Here is a 15359-nt window from a genome sequence, read left to right as displayed (position 1 = left end):
AAATAAGAGCTGCTAGCGCAGGTGGAATATGCGCCACAGCCCTTGTTTACATAAAAGCCTGCAGCGCGGCTGCGGGCGCGGGCCGGCCAAAGTGGTAGCCCTGGAAGGCGTCGCAGCCCAGGCCGGCCAGGAAGTCGCGCTGGTCCGCGGTTTCCACACCCTCGGCAATCACCGCCAGCCCCAGGCTGTGGCCTAGGGCCACGATGGTGCGGGCGATCACCGCGTCGCTGGGGTCGGTCAGGATGTCGCGCACAAAGCTCTGGTCGATCTTCAGCTGATCCAGCGGCAGGCGCTTGAGGTGCGACAGCGACGAGTAGCCGGTGCCAAAGTCGTCCAGCGAGAAGCACACGCCCTGGGCCTTCAGCTGGTTCATCTTCAGGATCACGTCTTCCACATCGTTGACCAGCATGCTCTCGGTCAGCTCCAGTTTCAACAGGTGCGGGTCGGCGCCGGTGTGCTGCAGGGCGGCCGCCACATTGGCTACAAAGTCGGCCTGGGCGAACTGGCTGGCGCTGACGTTGACCGCCATGGTCCAGCCCGCGGTGGCGGAGCGGCCGGCCCAGGCCTGCAACTGGGCGCAGGCGGTTTCCAGCACCCATTGGCCCAGCGGCAGAATCATGCCGCTTTCCTCGGCCAGCGGGATGAACTGCGCTGGCGACACCTGGCCGCGCTGCGGGCTGTGCCAACGCACCAGGGCCTCGGCGCCCACCGCCGCGCCCTGGCCGTCCATCTGCACCTGGTAGTGCAGCTCGAATTCGTGCTGCTCCAGGCCGTGGCGCAGGTCTTTCTCCAGCTCGGCGTGGGCCAGCACCGCGGCCTGCATGGCGGGGTCGAAAAAGCAGGCGGTGTTGCGCCCGGCCGACTTGGCCTGGTACATCGCCACATCGGCCTTCTTCAGCAACTCGTCCAGGCTGGCGTGGTCTTGGGCAAACACCACGATGCCGATGCTGGGCGTGCTGTCATGCGCCTGGCCGCGCAGGGTGTAGGGCTGGCCCAGCGCGTAGAGGATCTTGTTGGCAATCGCCTCGGCCTGGGTGGCGGCCTCATGGGCTTGCTGGCTCAGCGCCTCCAGCAGCACCACGAACTCGTCGCCGCCCAGGCGGGCCACGCAGTCGACCTCGCGCATGCAGGCGTGCAGCCGCGCGGCGACCTGCTGCAGCAACAGGTCGCCCACGTCATGGCCCAGGGTGTCGTTGAGCTGCTTGAAGTGGTCCAGGTCGAGAAACATCACCGCGCCGTGCTGGCGATTGCGGACTGTGCTGGCCATGGCCTGCTTTAAGCGGTCCATCAGCAGGCGCCGGTTCGGCAGGCCGGTCAGCGGGTCGTAGAAGGCCAGGCGGCGGATTTCTTCGTCGCGCTGGTGGCGCTGGGTGATGTCGCGCACGATGCCGATGAAGGTTGGCTCGCCCGCGCGGTCAACCTGCGAAACCGACAGGCTCATGGGGAAGACCTGGCCGCTCTTGCGCTGGCCCTCGACCTCGCGCGGCAGGCCGATGACGCGGGCTTCGCCGGTGCGCTGGAAGTGCTGCAGATAGCTGTCGTGGTGCTGGCGGTGCGGCCCCGGCATCAGCATCGCAACATTGCGGCCCAGCACTTCGTCCGGGGCGTAGCCAAAGATGGCGCTGGCGGCCTTGTTGAACGACTCCATCTGGCCGCGCGCATCGATGGTGATGACGCCGTCGACCATGTTGTCCAGAATCGCCTGGCTGTGCTGGGCCGTGGCCTGCAGCGCCTGCTGGCCGGCCAGCAGCTGCTGCTTGCGCCGGGTGGTGTTCTGGTGCGACACCACGAAGTGACCGGGGTGGCCGCGCAGCACCGATATGCGCAGCATGAACCAGCGCTTTTCTTGCGCGCTGTGGCACGGGTATTCCCAGTCGAAGGCTTCGCCATGGCCGTCCAGCACTGCGTGGATCTGGGCCAGCACCTGGCCCGATGGATGCTGGCTGTGGCCGGCGTAGACGTGGCACAGGTCCAGGTAGTTGCTGCCTATCCACGGGTGCTGGGGTGGCAGGCCGTGGTGGCCGAAGTCGCGCCAGGCCTGGTTCACATAGTGGATCTGGCCGCTGCGGTCGATGATGGCGATCTGGCTGTACAGCGAGTCGAGTACCGATGCCGGCATGCTGCCGGCGGCCGGCGCAATGCCTTGGCCGGCCTGGGACGCTAGGTACATCAGGGCAGGTGGAAGACTTGCACCGCCCGCGCCAGGCTCAGGCTGCTGTCGCTCAGGCCTTCGGCCGAGGCGGCCGACTGCTCGACCAGGGCGGCGTTCTGCTGGGTCACGGTGTCCAGCTGGGTCACGGCCTCGTTGACCTGCGAGATGCCCAGCGACTGCTCTTTGGTGGCATGGGTGATCTGGCGGATCAGCGCGTCGACTTGCTTGACCGAAGCCACCACCTCGTCGATGGTCTGGCCGGCGTCGTCCATTTGGTGGGTGCCGGCGGCGATCTGCTCGGCCGATTGTGCAATCAGCGTGCGGATCTCGCGGGCCGCCGTGGCGCTGCGCTGGGCCAGGGCCCGCACCTCGGTGGCCACCACCGCAAAGCCGCGGCCTTGCTCGCCAGCGCGGGCCGCTTCCACGGCGGCGTTCAGGGCCAGGATATTGGTCTGGAAGGCAATGCTTTCGATCACGCCGATGATCTCCTGCACCTTCTTTGACGAGGCACTGATGTTCTGCATCGCCAGGCCCACCTGGTGCACGGCCTGGCCGCCGCGGGTCGCCACGCTGCTGCTGATTTCGCCTTGCTGGGCCACCTGCTGGGCGGTGTCGGCGGTTTGCCGCACGGTGCTGGACAGCTCTTCCATACTGGCCGCAGTTTCTTCCAGGCTGCTGGCCTGCGACTCGGTGCGGGCCGACAGGTCCAGGCTGCCGGCGGCGATCTCGGCGGCCGTCTGGGTGAAGCCGTTGATCTCGGTGCGCACATCGCCAATCACGGCGCGCAGATTGATCTGGATCTGCCACAGGCAGCGTATCAGCGTGCCCAGCGGAGCCGGGTGGTCCAGGGTGATACGGCTGTTCAGGTTGCAGCCCGACAGGTCGCTGGCAAAGCGCTCGGCTTCGGCGATCACGTCGGATACATGGCGCTTGAACCACCACACCATCACAGTGGCCCCGGCCAGCTGCAAACCGACCTGCAGCAGCATTCCGCCCGTGCCCTGCACGCCCAGCAGCAGCGGCAGCAGGCCCAGGGCGATCATGCCGGCCAGCACCACCATGTAGCGCTGGGTGAAGCCGATGTGGCTCAGGCTGGCCAGCGCGCCGCGCCAGCCCAGCAGACGCACCGCGCCGGCTTGCAACTCAAATGTGTGGCGCTGGGATGCACGCTCGCTGCGGATGCGCGCATACAGCTGTTCGGCGTCCTGCACCTGCTGCCGCGTGGGCTTGGTGCGCACCGACATATAGCCGCGTGGCTTGCCGCCATCCATGATGGGGGTCACATGGGCCTGCACCCAGTAGTAACTGCCGTCCTTGCGCCGGTTCTTCACCATGCCGGTCCAGGGCCGGCCGCGGCCTATGGTTTGCCACATGTCCTTGAAGGCCTCGGGCGGCATGTCGGGGTGCCGGATCAGGTTGTGCGGCTGGCCGATCAGCTCTTCATAGGCATAGCCACTGACCTGCACGAAAGCGCTGTTGCAGTGGGTGATGACGCCCTGGGTATTGGTGGTGGAGACCAGCATCTCGCTGGACGGGTAGTCGTACTCTTGCTGGGTAACAGGCAGATTGGTTCGCATAAAACTCTCATTTGTAGTGGCTAGAACTACATCCAGTAACAGTCTCGATTAGGCCGCAGTGAGCCGCCTGCATCAAGCTCACGCGGCCCCTGTTTGCGGCTTGCTTGATGCAGATCAAGTAATCAGCCCGGTACTGCGGCGGTGGCCCCACGGTGCGGGTCCACCGGTGTACCAAGGGTTTCTACTGAAATGTGGTCCTGGCGCAGATAACGCTTGCGCAAGCAGCTACACAAGTCATAGCAAATGCAGATGAATCAGCGCTTGTTTGAAGAAATGTGAATCCAGCGTAAAGCCGCCTGCGTATCTGTCTGGCCAATTGGCACCAATGGACATGACCCACAGGAGCTCACCATGCAATTCAAAACCGGCCCAGTCACCGCAGCCTGCCTGCTTCTAGCCATAGGCGGCGCGGCGTTTGCCTCCAGCCACCGGGAGGCGCCCTTCATCACCACCAGCCCTAAGGTGGACGGCACCGACTTCTACATGTTCCGCAGCTACGAAGGCGTGGCCGGCAACGGCACGGGCGGGCGGTCCGACTACGTGACCCTGATCGCCAACTACCAGCCGCTGCAGTCGCCCTACGGCGGCCCCAACTACTTCTCGCTCGACCCGAACGCGCTGTACGAGATCCACCTGGACAACAACGGCGACGCCAAGGAAGACCTTACCTTCCAGTTCCGCTTCAACAACAAGCTGAACAACGTGGCTTTGCCCATCGGCGGCGCCAACGTGGCGATTCCGCTGATCCAGGCCGGCACCGTGGCCAACGTCAACGACGCCAATCTGAACCTGAACGAAACCTATACCGTGAATCTGGTGCGCGGCGACCGCCGCAAAGGCAGCAGCACGGCCGTCACCAAGGGCGACGGCAGCAAGACTTTCGAGAAGCCGGTGGACTACATCGGCAGCAAGACCCTGGGCGATGCCAATGCCTACGAGACCTACGCGCAAAAGCACATCCACAGCATCAAGATCCCCGGCTGCCCGGCCGGCAAGGACACGGGCAAGGTGTTTGTCGGCCAGCGTCAGGAAGGCTTTGCGGTGAACCTGGGCACGGTGTTCGACCTGGTTAACGCGCCGGCGTCCTTCCTGCTCGACCCGGCCAACAAAGACGCAGCCGGCAACGGCGGCCAGCATGTGATCCAGAAGGCCAACGTGACCACCATTTCGCTCGAAGTGCACAAGGACTGCCTGACCGCCGGCACCGACCCGGTGATCGGCGGCTGGACCACGGCCAGCATGCGCCAGGCGCGGTTGCTGAACGGCAAACCCGGCTCGGGCCACCAGACCTCTGAAAAGGCCGGCGGCGCCTGGGTGCAGGTCTCGCGCCTGGGCAACCCGCTGGTCAACGAGCTGGTCATCGGCCTGCCCGACAAGGACAAGTTCAATGCCTCCAAGCCGCAGGACGACACCCAGTTCCTCAGCTACGTAACCAACCCCACCTTGCCCGCGCTGCTGGGCGTGGTGCTGGCCGGCAACGCCACCGCTGTGGCGCCCACCAACCTGCCGCGGACCGACCTGGCCACCGTGTTTCTCACCGGTATCACCGGCGTGAACAAGCCGACTACGCCTACGCCGTCCGAAGTGCTGCGCCTGAACACCGCGATTGCGCCCGTGCCATTTGCCTCGCAAAACCGCCTCGGCGTGGCGGGTGAAGTGCTGCGCGTTGGCGGTACCGCGAATCTGTCGCAGGCGGTGGACCTGGCCGGTTTTCCGAACGGCCGCCGGCCCAAGGACGACGTGGTCGACATTGCCCTGGTGGCCGTGCTCGGCGGCCTGTGCGTGATCAACGGCGACAACAACAGCCTGGGCCTGAACAGCGTGCCTGGCGTGCCCAGCCTGACATCGGCCTGCAAAACCTCCAGCGTGCCGCTGGGCGCCAGCTCGGCCAATATCCACGACGCCGTAGACCAGGCAACCGTGCCCTTCCTCACCCGCTTCCCCTACCTGAACACCCCGAACTCCGGTTCGGCCAGCTACTAAGGAGCCGCCATGTTGCACTTCAAACAATGGACGGCGCCGGCCGCGGTGGCGATGGGCTTGCTGGTGGCCTGCGGCGGCGGTGGGGGCGATGGCGCTGCGGTCACGCAGTACGTGCCGGGCACCGACCTGCCGGTCGGCGTGGAGGCCCGGGTCGGCGACGTGATCGCCTTCGCCCAGGCGCAGATCGCCGACACCAGCGACAGCCGCGATCCGGTGCTGATCGGTGATGCCGTGCTGGCGACCAGCGAGTCGGATGAGCCCACGGACATCTGACGGACACCCCCCAGGCTGCGTTCAGCAGTCTGGGGGAGTCTGAGAAATCCAAAGAAAAAAGGGCTGTAGCGCAGATTTCACCTGCGCAAGCAGCTCCTGTTTATATAGCGCAACTCCAACCGGTACATACCATGCGCACCACCCCATTCCTATGCCTGGTCGGCTTGCTGCTGTGCGGCGCGGCGCAGGCGGTGACCGAGCTGCGGCCGGGCCGCGGCGACGAAGTCATCGAGCGGCTGCCGGCCATCACCCGCGTGCGGCTGGCGCAAACGGCGACGGCCATGCCCGACCCGGCGGCGGCCGCGGCCCAAGCGCGCGCCCATATCGCCACCGCCCGCCAGACCGGCGACACCCGTTACTGGGGCCGGGCCCAGGCCGCGCTGGCGCACTGGTGGGGCCAGGCCGATGCACCGGTGGCGCTGGCCGTGCTGCAGGCCACGGTGCAGCAGGGCCGGCACGAGTTCCAGGCCGCGCGCAGCGTGCTGCAGGCCGCCTTGCAGCGTGACCCCGGCCATGCCCAGGGCTGGCTGAACCTGGCCGCGCTGGAGCGACTGTCCGGCCAGTACCCTCGGGCCTTGAGGGCCTGCGAAGCCGTGGCCCGCGCCGGGCAAAACTTCTACGCCCAGGCCTGCCAGCTTGAAACCCAGTCGCTGCAAGGCCAGACCGGCGCCGCCCGCAAAGGCCTGCTAGCGCTGCGCGCACAAACCCAGGACGCGGGCCAGCGCAGCTGGCTGGACTCGCTGCTGGCCGAGAGCGAAGAGCGCGCCGGCCATGACGCCGCGGCCCTTGCCGCCTATCAAAGCAGCTTGCAAGAGGAGCCCGACCTGTACACCAGCATCGCCCTGGCTGACCTGCTGCTGCGCACCGGCAAGGCCGCCGACGCGCTGGCCGTACTGCAGCCGCTGCCGCAGACCGACGCCGTGCTGCTGCGCCAGGCGGCTGCCATGCGCCGCCTCGACAACCCGGGCTGGAAGCCGCTGCGCAGCACCTTGCGCGAATGGAACGGCGAGCTGGCCCGGCGTGGCGACGACCTCAGCCTGCACGGCCGCGAGCAAGCCCTGGTCGCCCTGTGGCTGGACGACGACGCGCCGGCTGCGCTGGCCATCGCCCGGCGCAACCTGGGCCTGCAGCGTGAGCCCATCGACTGGTGGGTGGCCCTGCAAAGCGCCCGCCAGGCCAAGGACAGCGCCGCCCTGCAGCAGCTGCAGACCGAGATGCAGGCCACCGGCCTAGTCGACGCCCGGAGTTCCCCATGAAATACCTGATTGCCATCCTCTGCGCCGCGCTGCTAGTCAACCCCGCCTGGGCCCACAAGGGCAGCGACGCCTATCTGGATGTGCGCCAAACCGAGGGCGCATTGAACCTGCAGCTATCGGTAGCCCTGAAGGACCTGGACCTGCTGCTGCCCATCGATGCGAATGCCGACGGCCAGCTCACCTGGGCCGAGGTGCAGGCCGCGACACCGGCGGTGCTGGCCCTGCTGCAAACCCACACCGGCCTGGACGCACCGACCCCGGGCTGCGCGCTGCAATGGCGTTACGACGGTCTGGAACGGCGCAGCGATGGCGCCTATCTGCGCGCCAGCAGCCCGGCCCACTGTGCAGCCGGTTCAGCACTCGGCTGGCGCTACAGCCTGTTCAAGGCCGAGGACGCGAACCACCGCCTCATCGTCACCGGCCAGCTGGATGGCCACGACCTGCTGGCCACCACCTCGCCGCAGCAGACCGCGCCTTTGCCGCTGCGCCAGGCCAGCGCCGCCACGCCGCGCGGCATCCTGGCGACGGTGTTCGACTACCTGGCCCTGGGCATGCACCACCTGCTGGAGGGTTACGACCACATGGCCTTTTTGCTGGCCCTGGTGCTGCCGCTGCAGCTGCGGCTGGCCCGTGGCGTGGCCGGCCAGGCGAATCCCTGGTGGGCGCTGCTGCGCACCATCACCGCTTTCACCATCGGCCATTCGATCACCCTGGTGCTGGCGACCTTGGGCGTGACCGAGGCTTCTCCGGTCTGGGTCGAGCCGGTGATTGCTGCGTCCATCGGCGTCACCGCGCTGCTGAACCTGTACCCGGTGCCGGTGCTGCGCCCCGAGCGGTTGGCGCTGGCTTTTGGCCTGGTGCACGGCTATGGCTTTGCCGGTCTGCTGATCGAAGCCGCGGCCCCCGCCGGCCTGCTGCCCTGGGCGCTGGCGGGCTTCAACCTGGGTGTGGAAGCCGGCCAGCTGACCGCCGTGGCCGGGTGGGTGCTGCTGTCGCAACTGCTGGTGCGCCAGCCCTGGTACGAGCGCATCGTGGTGCGCGGCGGCTCGCGCGCGCTACTGCTGCTGGCCAGCTACTGGGTCTGGCAGCGGGTGTTTTAAGGGGCTGCTACCAGACCATCAACGAGGTCTCGGCCGTCGAATCCGCGTAGTACAACCGGATGCCGATTTGGTACTTGCGCCCGGCGCTCAGGCGCTGCCGGATCAGCGCGTTGCGGTCCACGCCGCTGTCGTCGTCGCCGGCAATCTGCACGTTTCCGCCGGGCGTGGCTTCGAACAGCACCAGCACCGTGTCCGAATCGCCAAAGGTGCCGATGCGGTAGCTGCGGGTGCGCGGCGGCTGGAAGGCGAACACCCGGGTCTTGCCCGGCCCCAGGTTGAGCTTTTGCGACACGGCCACCTGCAGCTGCGGGATTTGCTCTACCGCAACGCCGGGGTAGGACTCGCGCATCCAGTTCTGGTCGAAGCCGGACAAGCCACCGGCCGGCTTGAGGCCTGCGCGGTAGGGCGCGGGCTCCTGGATCAGGCCTTCGCTGAACTGGTATTCCATCACCGAGTCTGGGTCCCACTTGGTGCCCTTGACCGAGCTGGTGGCGATCTTGTTCAGGATGTTGTGGTTGATCGCGTCGTCGTTCCAGAAGTTGGGCGCGCCGCGGAAGTAGTTGCGCACCGCGGCCTCGTTCCAGACGATGCCGGCAAACGGGTTCTGGTGTTCGTGCTCCAGGCCCAGGGTGTGGCCGATTTCATGCAGCGCGGTGTCGCGGCCGTAGACGGTGTTCAGCGGCCAGCCGAAGTTCATGGTGCGCTCGGCCGGGTCGCGCACTGAGGCCACGTCGCGGCCCACATACGACCAGGAGCCGTCGTCGGGGTCGAAGCCTATGCGCACCTGGGCGTCCTCGGGCCGCGCCACCGGCTTGAAGCTGATGCCGATGTTCAGCGCAAACCATTTTTCGAACGCCCCATCGACTTCGGCAATATCCGCCGCCGCACCGTGCCAGGCGGCCGGCACCGCGTCGCCGGGCTTGAAGCAGTAGTAGGTGAGCTGGGTGCCGTTCACCCACTTCTTGCTGAAGGTGATGATGGCGCGCGTGCGGTGGGCCGACACGTCGGCGGCAAATTCGCGTGGCCGTTGCAGCGGCTGGGCGCAGTAGCGCAGGGCGCCGGTGGGGGCGGGGCTGGATGCTGTGGTCATGGGAACCTCCTGGGCGGGGCGGTGTGCCCTGCGCTGAGGTTCAATTTAGGAGGCGTACCGGCTTTCTACATCCTTCAATTGGAGGATGTACGCGCGTCTACTATCAAAACAGTAGCTGCTGGCGCAGGTGGAATATGCGCCAGAGCCATGTTTTTTATAAATTACGGCACCGTGATGATCTCGCGGTGCATGGGCGCCAGCTTGGCCAACAGCTGGTTTTGCGTGCTGAACGGGATCGCCCGCGCGTCCATTGCGGCCTGCAGTATTTCGACCACCAGGTTGAACTGGGCTTTGTCTATGCCCAGCTTCTCGTGCGACTTCTTCATCTCTTCGCCCTCGTACTTGCAGGGGCCGCCGCTGAGCTCGCAGATCTGGTCGGTCAGCTGTTCCTTCAGGTAGGCGGGCTTGATCTCGTCGAACAGCTTGCCGATGCGCGCGTTGGCTTTCATGCGGTCGACGAAGTCGCCCATCAGCGCGGCGATGCCGGGCTTTTCGCCCAGCGCCTGGTAGAGCGGCGCGGTCTGGGCGTGGGCGGCGCTGGCGCACAGCAGCAGGGCGGCGATCCAGATGGCAAAGGTTTTCATGTTGCGAGTCCTCAGAATGCGATTTGGGCCGACAGATAGCCACCAGTTTGCTTGCGGCCCGACACCAGGCCCGGCGCGATGCGGCCCAGGTCCACATAGGCCAGGGTCAGCGAGAAGTTTTTGCTGGGCGCCCAGGCGACGAACAGGTCTTTCCAGCTGTCTTCGCGCAGCGCGCCCGAATTGGCGCCGAACACCGCGTTGCCCACCGGCTCCAGGTTGTTCGGCTTGAAGCGCACTTCGGCGCCGATGGCCAGGTCCTTGCGCAGCAGGTAGGCGACCGACAGCTCGGGCATCAGCCGGTATTTGTCTTTGCCCAACGCGCCGCCAAAGCCCAGCAGGCCGGTCTGGTTGGCCTTGGTATAGCGCAGCGTGCCGTTGACCAGCAGGCTCTGGGCCAGGAATAGCTTGGTGGCGTTGGCATACACGTCGGTGCCGCGGTCCTTGGCACCCAGGGCGCTGAGCACCGGACCCATGCTGCCGGCGTGTACCCGTTTGTGCTCCAGGCCGACGGCGATTTGCGGCATCCAGTTGTCGCTGTCCAGCACGGCGTCGCCGGCCAGGCGCAGCTTGGCGCCGAAGATGTCCATCTTGATGTGCTGGCCCGGCGTGACGCCAAAGGCCGCCAGGGCGGCAGTGGGCCCGGCGTTGAAGTCCTGCTTGGCGGCGGACAGCTCCAGCCGGTCATACACGCCGACCGCCGCACCCACCACGCTCAGGCCGTAGTCCTGCGTGCTGACGCGGGTGACGGCCGCGCTGGCGCCGATCTCGCGCGCCGTGGCATTGCTGCCGATCACGGCCCAGGGCGTGAGCCCGCCGCCGGCCGCGCCATCGATGCTGCTGACCCCGCCGGTCAACAGCAGTTTGCCGGTATCGGCCAGGGCCCAGGGGCTGCACAGGGCTAGCGTGGCAGTGGCTAGTGCAGTGGGGAGAACGCGCATAAAGACTCCGAAAGTAAAGGGAGATTGGTGCCGGAGAATGCAACATAAAGCTACATTTGGACACACCGAAAATACCTGAAAAACCGCGGGTGTGCCACCGGGCTGCTACATACCCGGCGCCTGCAACACCCGTCCTAGGAGAATTCCATGCCGCGTCCCTGGCTTGCCCATTACCCCCCTGGCGTACCTGCCGCCATCGACACCTCGGCCATGCCCTCGGTGGTGGCCTTGCTGGAGCACAGCTTTGCCCGGTTCCGCGACGACGAAGCCTATGTGTTCATGGGCCACGCGTTGCGCTACGGCGATGTGGACGCCTTATCAAAAGCGCTGGCCGCCTGGCTGCAGGCCCAGCCGCTGCAGCAGGGCGACTGCGTGGCCATCATGCTGCCGAACCTGCTGAGCTTTCCGGTGGCCATGGCGGCCGTGCTGCGCGCTGGCTTTGTGGCCGTCAACATCAACCCGCTGTACACCCCGCGCGAGCTGCAGCACCAGCTGCAGGACTCGGGCGCCAGAGCCATCTTCGTGCTGGACGCCTTCTTGCCCACGTTGGACGCCATCGTGTCGCACACCGAAGTCGCCAGCGTCGTGGTGGTGGCCGGTGCCGACCTGCTGGGCCTGCCTGCCGGGTCGGCCTTGTCCGCACTGCTGGCCGCACCCGTGGCGGGCGGCGAGCGCCTGCGCTTCACCGATGCCATCCGCCTGGGCCACAGCCTGCCGTTCAGTTCGCCGCAGATTGCGCCCAGCGACCCGGCGGTGCTGCAGTACACCGGCGGCACCACCGGCGTCAGCAAGGGCGCGACCCTGCTGCACAGCACGCTGGTGGCCAACCTGTTGGCGTCCGAGGTGTGGATGCAGCCGGGCCTGCAGCGCAAGCCGCGCAGCACCCAGTTCACCATCGTCTGCGCGCTGCCGCTGTACCACGTGTTCTCCTTCGTGGTCTGCAGCCTGCTGGGCATGCGGGCCGGCGCGCGCAACATCCTGATCCCGAACCCGCGCGACCAGACGGCCATGATTGCACTGCTCAAGCCCTACAAGCTGCACATGTTTCCGGCGGTCAACACCTTGTTCAACGCGCTGCTGCACCACCCGGACTTTGCGCAGCTGGACTTCAGCGAACTCTGTTTGTCCAACGGCGGCGGCAGTGCGGTGCAGGCGGCTGTGGCCAGCAAGTGGCTGGCTGTGACCGGCTGCCCGATCACCGAGGGCTACGGCCTGTCGGAAACCGCCTGCGCTGTGGTCTGCAACCGCACCGATGCCGACACCTTTACTGGCCACATCGGCCTGCCAATGCCGGGCGTCGACATCCGCATCGTCGACGACGCGGGCCAGGCTGTGCCGGTGGGCCAGGCCGGCGAAATCGCCATCCACGGCCCGCAGGTGATGGCAGGCTACTGGCGCCGCCCCGAGGAGACGGCGGCGGCGATGACGGCCGACGGCTTCTTCCGATCTGGCGACATCGGCGTGATGGACGCGCAGGGCAGCATCCGCATCGTCGACCGTAAGAAGGACGTGATCCTGGTCAGCGGCTTCAACGTCTACCCGAACGAGATCGAAGCCGTGCTGTCCGGCCACCCGCAGGTGCTGGAATGCGCGGCCGTGGGTGTGCCCGATGCGGCCAGCGGCGAGGCGGTGAAGCTGTTTGTGGTGAAGAAGCACGCCAGCCTGGACGATGCCGCGCTGCTGGCTGAACTACAGGCCGTGTGCGCCGATCAGCTGACCGGCTACAAGCGTCCGCGCAGCCTGGTGTTTATCGACGCCCTGCCCAAGTCCACGGTGGGCAAGGTGCTGCGCCGCGAATTACGCACCTCTGCTTAAAACAGCCAGCCGGTCTTTGCTTCCAAAAATGTAGCTGCTTGCGCAGGTGCAGATTGCGCTAGAGCCGTATTTTTATCTGAACTTTCGCCCAGCTTGCTGAGCGCCCCCACGCGCACCCCGAGCAACCGCAGGCGCTTGTCCAGCGGCGCGCGCTTCAGGCTCTGGCCGGCGGCCTGGCGGATGCGCGCGGCGTCGGCCGTGGGCTGGGCCAGGCTGGTGTCGCGGGTAGCGATCTTAAAGTCGTCATAGCGCAGCTTCACGCCAATCGTCTTGCCCACATAGCCTTTGCGCTGCAGGTCGGCCGCCACCTGTTCGCACAGGCGGGTGAACACCGCGCCCAGCTCGGCCCGGTCGTGCACCGCGTGCAGGTCGCGGTCAAACGTGGTTTCGCGGCTCATGGACACGGGCTCGCTCTCGGTGACCACAGGGCGCTCGTCGCGGCCATGCGCGGCCTCATACATCCAGGCGCCATAGGCCTTGCCGAAGTGCGCGATCAGCCACTGCGGGTCGGCCGCGGCCAGCTCGCCGATGGTGTGGATTCCCAGGCCGGTGAGCTTCTCGCTGGCCTTGGGGCCGATGCCGTTGATCTTGCGGCAGGGCAGGGGCCAGACCATGGCCGGCACATCGCCCTCGTGGACGATGGAGATGCCGTTTGGCTTGTTGAATTCGCTGGCCATCTTGGCCACCAGCTTGTTGGGTGCCACGCCGACCGAGCAGGTCAGGCCGGTGGCGTCCAGCACCGCCTTCTGGATCAGCCGCGCCAGCACCCGGCCACCTTCGCGCTGGCCGCCGGGCACGTCGGTAAAGTCCAGATAAATTTCGTCCACGCCGCGGTCCTCCATCTGCGGCACGATGTCGCGGGCGATGGCCTTGAACTGCTTTGAGTAGCGGCGGATTTCTTCAAAATCCACCGGCAGCAGGATCGCCTGCGGGCACAGCTTGGCGGCCTTCATCAGCCCCATGGCCGAGCCCACGCCAAACTGCCGCGCCGCATAGGTGGCGGTGGTGATGACGCCGCGGCCCACGTAGTCCTTCAGCAGCGGGAAGGCGGTGACCGGGATATTCGCCAGCTCCCCCCCATGCGCCAGTCGCAGCGCCTCGTCCTCCTGGCGCCGCCCGCCGCCAATTACCACCGGCAAGCCCTTGAGCTGCGGATAGCGCAGCAGCTCGACGGACGCGAAGAACGCGTCCATGTCTAGGTGGGCGATGCGGCGGATGGGGCTGGTGCTCATTGCGGGCTACACGATGGTTTGCCTGCGCAGCCAACCGGGTGTGGAGCGGGCTGAACTGTTCATGCATCCAGTATATCTAGGCTTGCTCGTCCCTTGCCGGAGTTGTTACAGCAGATGGGAAAAGAGTGCCACTGGAGCAGAGCGTGGAATAGCAGAGCAGGTGGCTGCTAGGCCGCGTGGCGGTACCTGATGCGGTAAGCAGTGGGCTACGCTATCGCCGGCGAATCGCAGGCGTGGGGATACAAATGGTAACGAGGTTATGGCGTAAAGCGTCCTAAACTGAGCCTGCGGTGTTCCCTGGTGCCCTGGCCGCTTCTCTCACAGTTATCGCACTTCTCCAAGGAGTGCGACATGTCGCTCAGATTTCTTTTGGTCTTGTCGGACCTACCCCTTCCATACACTACGTTTGTTCAGTTAGAGATCAAACATATTGAAATTCTCCACGCCGCAAACATCGTCCGTGCGGAAATACCGACCTATGAAAATGGAAGGTTCGTGGGTGAGGCAATTGTGCGGTCGATAACCCCCTTAGGCTTTGAACTCGTGGACTCGATGCGTAAGAACGGGTGTGATGACCCCTTGGCGGCTCATCAGCGTGGGCCGCTGGCGCCGGGTAAGACAAATGTCTCTTTGTTCCGATCCATAGTGCCTGGATCGCCGAGCGGGTCTACTAATTCAGAATCTCGAAAGGCCCTTGGTTAATCCTAAGGGCTTTTTTTCTTTCCGTTTTCGGTGTCGTGCGGGTGAAGGTCGACTATCGATGTGGCAAGACCTTTGCACTGCCTAAAGAGGGCTCGGCTAGGCAGCACCCCTGCAAAATTTATAAAAAATAGGCCGCTGGCGCAGATAGAGCTTGCGCAGGTAGCTATCAAAAATATAGTAAACGTTGCGTGGTGGCTTCAGACCATGCGGCCGTTGGTGCTCTGCACAAAGCAGCCGGTGATGCGCCACAGCTTGTTCTTTTGCCGCTCCAGGGTATAGATGGCCACCCAGGTTGCGCCCTCGGCGTCCGACATTTGCACCGGCTGGACGATTTCATTGCCGTCGCGCTCGGGCTTCATGAAGGCTACCGAGGCCGGCCGGTAGACCACTGCGTAGTGGCCGCGCACCATGGCCATGAAGTGGGCGGCCGAGGTCACGGATTTGCGTATATTCGGGGCGGCGTAGGAGAAAGCTTTGTCGGCATCGTCTGCGGCAAAGGCGGCCAGCTGGGCCTGCACCACGCCGCGCACATTTTTCTCGTCGGCCGGGCTGACGGGCGCTGCCAGCGCCGATACCGCAAGCAGGGCCAACACCACCACCGCCAGGGCGCGCCCAAAGCGCAGGAAGGAAGGAGTCGCAGAGCGTGCCATAAAGCGT

The 15359-nt window shown here is 65.8% G+C and carries 12 protein-coding genes; 5 read left to right on the top strand and 7 right to left on the bottom strand.

Annotation, left to right across the window (positions count from 1 at the left end; translation table 11 throughout):
• Positions 1–46 precede the first annotated feature (46 nt).
• Positions 47–2170 (bottom strand): bifunctional diguanylate cyclase/phosphodiesterase, encoded by a 2124-nt coding sequence (locus tag BLT66_RS16710; RefSeq protein WP_255406963.1) that lies wholly within the window; start codon positions 2168–2170, stop codon positions 47–49.
• Complete coding sequence (locus BLT66_RS16705; protein ID WP_092759116.1) at positions 2170–3729, bottom strand: methyl-accepting chemotaxis protein; 1560 nt, start codon at positions 3727–3729, stop codon at positions 2170–2172. Before BLT66_RS16705 ends, BLT66_RS16710 begins: the two co-directional genes overlap by 1 nt.
• Before the next feature lie 351 nt (positions 3730–4080).
• On the opposite strand from BLT66_RS16705, the gene BLT66_RS16700 reads away from it, so the two are divergent.
• The 4 genes from BLT66_RS16700 (at position 4081) to BLT66_RS16685 (ending at position 8341) form a co-directional block, all read left to right on the top strand.
• Positions 4081–5712, top strand: coding sequence for a DUF4331 domain-containing protein (locus BLT66_RS16700; protein WP_092759114.1), 1632 nt, complete (start codon positions 4081–4083; stop codon positions 5710–5712).
• A 9-nt stretch (positions 5713–5721) separates the two neighbouring features.
• A complete protein-coding gene (locus BLT66_RS16695) occupies positions 5722–5985 on the top strand; it encodes a hypothetical protein (RefSeq protein ID WP_092759112.1) in 264 nt (87 codons plus the stop codon).
• A gap of 131 nt (positions 5986–6116) precedes the next feature.
• Positions 6117–7241, top strand: a complete 1125-nt coding sequence (locus BLT66_RS16690) for a tetratricopeptide repeat protein (protein ID WP_092759110.1) — start codon at positions 6117–6119, stop codon at positions 7239–7241.
• On the top strand, positions 7238–8341 hold the full coding sequence (locus tag BLT66_RS16685) for a HupE/UreJ family protein (RefSeq protein ID WP_092759108.1): 1104 nt from the start codon (positions 7238–7240) through the stop codon (positions 8339–8341). The genes BLT66_RS16690 and BLT66_RS16685 overlap by 4 nt, the downstream gene beginning before the upstream one ends.
• A 7-nt stretch (positions 8342–8348) precedes the next feature.
• Here the strand turns inward: BLT66_RS16685 and BLT66_RS16680 are convergent, their stop codons facing one another.
• The 3 genes from BLT66_RS16680 to BLT66_RS16670 form a co-directional block, all read right to left on the bottom strand.
• A complete protein-coding gene (locus BLT66_RS16680; protein ID WP_143029237.1) occupies positions 8349–9431 on the bottom strand; it encodes a M12 family metallopeptidase in 1083 nt (360 codons plus the stop codon).
• A 161-nt stretch (positions 9432–9592) separates the two neighbouring features.
• On the bottom strand, positions 9593–10015 hold the full coding sequence (locus BLT66_RS16675; protein WP_092759106.1) for a group I truncated hemoglobin: 423 nt from the start codon (positions 10013–10015) through the stop codon (positions 9593–9595).
• A gap of 11 nt (positions 10016–10026) precedes the next feature.
• Positions 10027–10953, bottom strand: a complete 927-nt coding sequence (locus tag BLT66_RS16670; RefSeq protein WP_092759104.1) for a DUF3034 family protein — start codon at positions 10951–10953, stop codon at positions 10027–10029.
• Positions 10954–11100: 147 nt separating this feature from the next.
• Between BLT66_RS16670 and BLT66_RS16665 the strand changes: the two genes are divergently transcribed.
• Entirely contained in the window at positions 11101–12768 is a 1668-nt protein-coding gene (locus BLT66_RS16665) for an AMP-binding protein (protein WP_092759102.1), read from the top strand.
• Here BLT66_RS16665 and dinB read toward each other — a convergent pair.
• Both dinB and BLT66_RS16655 read right to left on the bottom strand, forming a co-directional pair.
• The gene (gene dinB / locus BLT66_RS16660; RefSeq protein ID WP_092759100.1) at positions 12765–14000 is read right to left on the bottom strand and encodes a DNA polymerase IV; all 1236 of its coding nucleotides are present in this window, start codon (positions 13998–14000) and stop codon (positions 12765–12767) included. The two genes, BLT66_RS16665 and dinB, sit on opposite strands and share 4 nt — an antisense overlap.
• An 899-nt stretch (positions 14001–14899) precedes the next feature.
• On the bottom strand, positions 14900–15352 hold the full coding sequence (locus BLT66_RS16655) for a DUF4864 domain-containing protein (protein WP_092759098.1): 453 nt from the start codon (positions 15350–15352) through the stop codon (positions 14900–14902).
• Between the last annotated feature and the right edge of the window lie 7 nt (positions 15353–15359).

Origin of the sequence: Rhodoferax sp. OV413 (genome assembly GCF_900104385.1) — a bacterium.
Taxonomy (GTDB): domain Bacteria; phylum Pseudomonadota; class Gammaproteobacteria; order Burkholderiales; family Burkholderiaceae_C; genus Rhodoferax_B.
This window is presented reverse-complemented; position numbering and strand designations above follow the sequence as displayed.

Bases quoted from the DNA above. Each gene is read 5' to 3' on its own strand.
- BLT66_RS16710 (WP_255406963.1), bottom strand. From the start codon at position 2,170: ATGTACCTAGCGTCCCAGGCCGGCCAAGGCATTGCGCCGGCCGCCGGC.
- BLT66_RS16705 (WP_092759116.1), bottom strand. From the start codon at position 3,729: ATGCGAACCAATCTGCCTGTTACCCAGCAAGAGTACGACTACCCGTCC.
- BLT66_RS16700 (WP_092759114.1), top strand. From the start codon at position 4,081: ATGCAATTCAAAACCGGCCCAGTCACCGCAGCCTGCCTGCTTCTAGCC.
- BLT66_RS16695 (WP_092759112.1), top strand. From the start codon at position 5,722: ATGTTGCACTTCAAACAATGGACGGCGCCGGCCGCGGTGGCGATGGGC.
- BLT66_RS16690 (WP_092759110.1), top strand. From the start codon at position 6,117: ATGCGCACCACCCCATTCCTATGCCTGGTCGGCTTGCTGCTGTGCGGC.
- BLT66_RS16685 (WP_092759108.1), top strand. From the start codon at position 7,238: ATGAAATACCTGATTGCCATCCTCTGCGCCGCGCTGCTAGTCAACCCC.
- BLT66_RS16680 (WP_143029237.1), bottom strand. From the start codon at position 9,431: ATGACCACAGCATCCAGCCCCGCCCCCACCGGCGCCCTGCGCTACTGC.
- BLT66_RS16675 (WP_092759106.1), bottom strand. From the start codon at position 10,015: ATGAAAACCTTTGCCATCTGGATCGCCGCCCTGCTGCTGTGCGCCAGC.
- BLT66_RS16670 (WP_092759104.1), bottom strand. From the start codon at position 10,953: ATGCGCGTTCTCCCCACTGCACTAGCCACTGCCACGCTAGCCCTGTGC.
- BLT66_RS16665 (WP_092759102.1), top strand. From the start codon at position 11,101: ATGCCGCGTCCCTGGCTTGCCCATTACCCCCCTGGCGTACCTGCCGCC.
- dinB (WP_092759100.1), bottom strand. From the start codon at position 14,000: ATGAGCACCAGCCCCATCCGCCGCATCGCCCACCTAGACATGGACGCG.
- BLT66_RS16655 (WP_092759098.1), bottom strand. From the start codon at position 15,352: ATGGCACGCTCTGCGACTCCTTCCTTCCTGCGCTTTGGGCGCGCCCTG.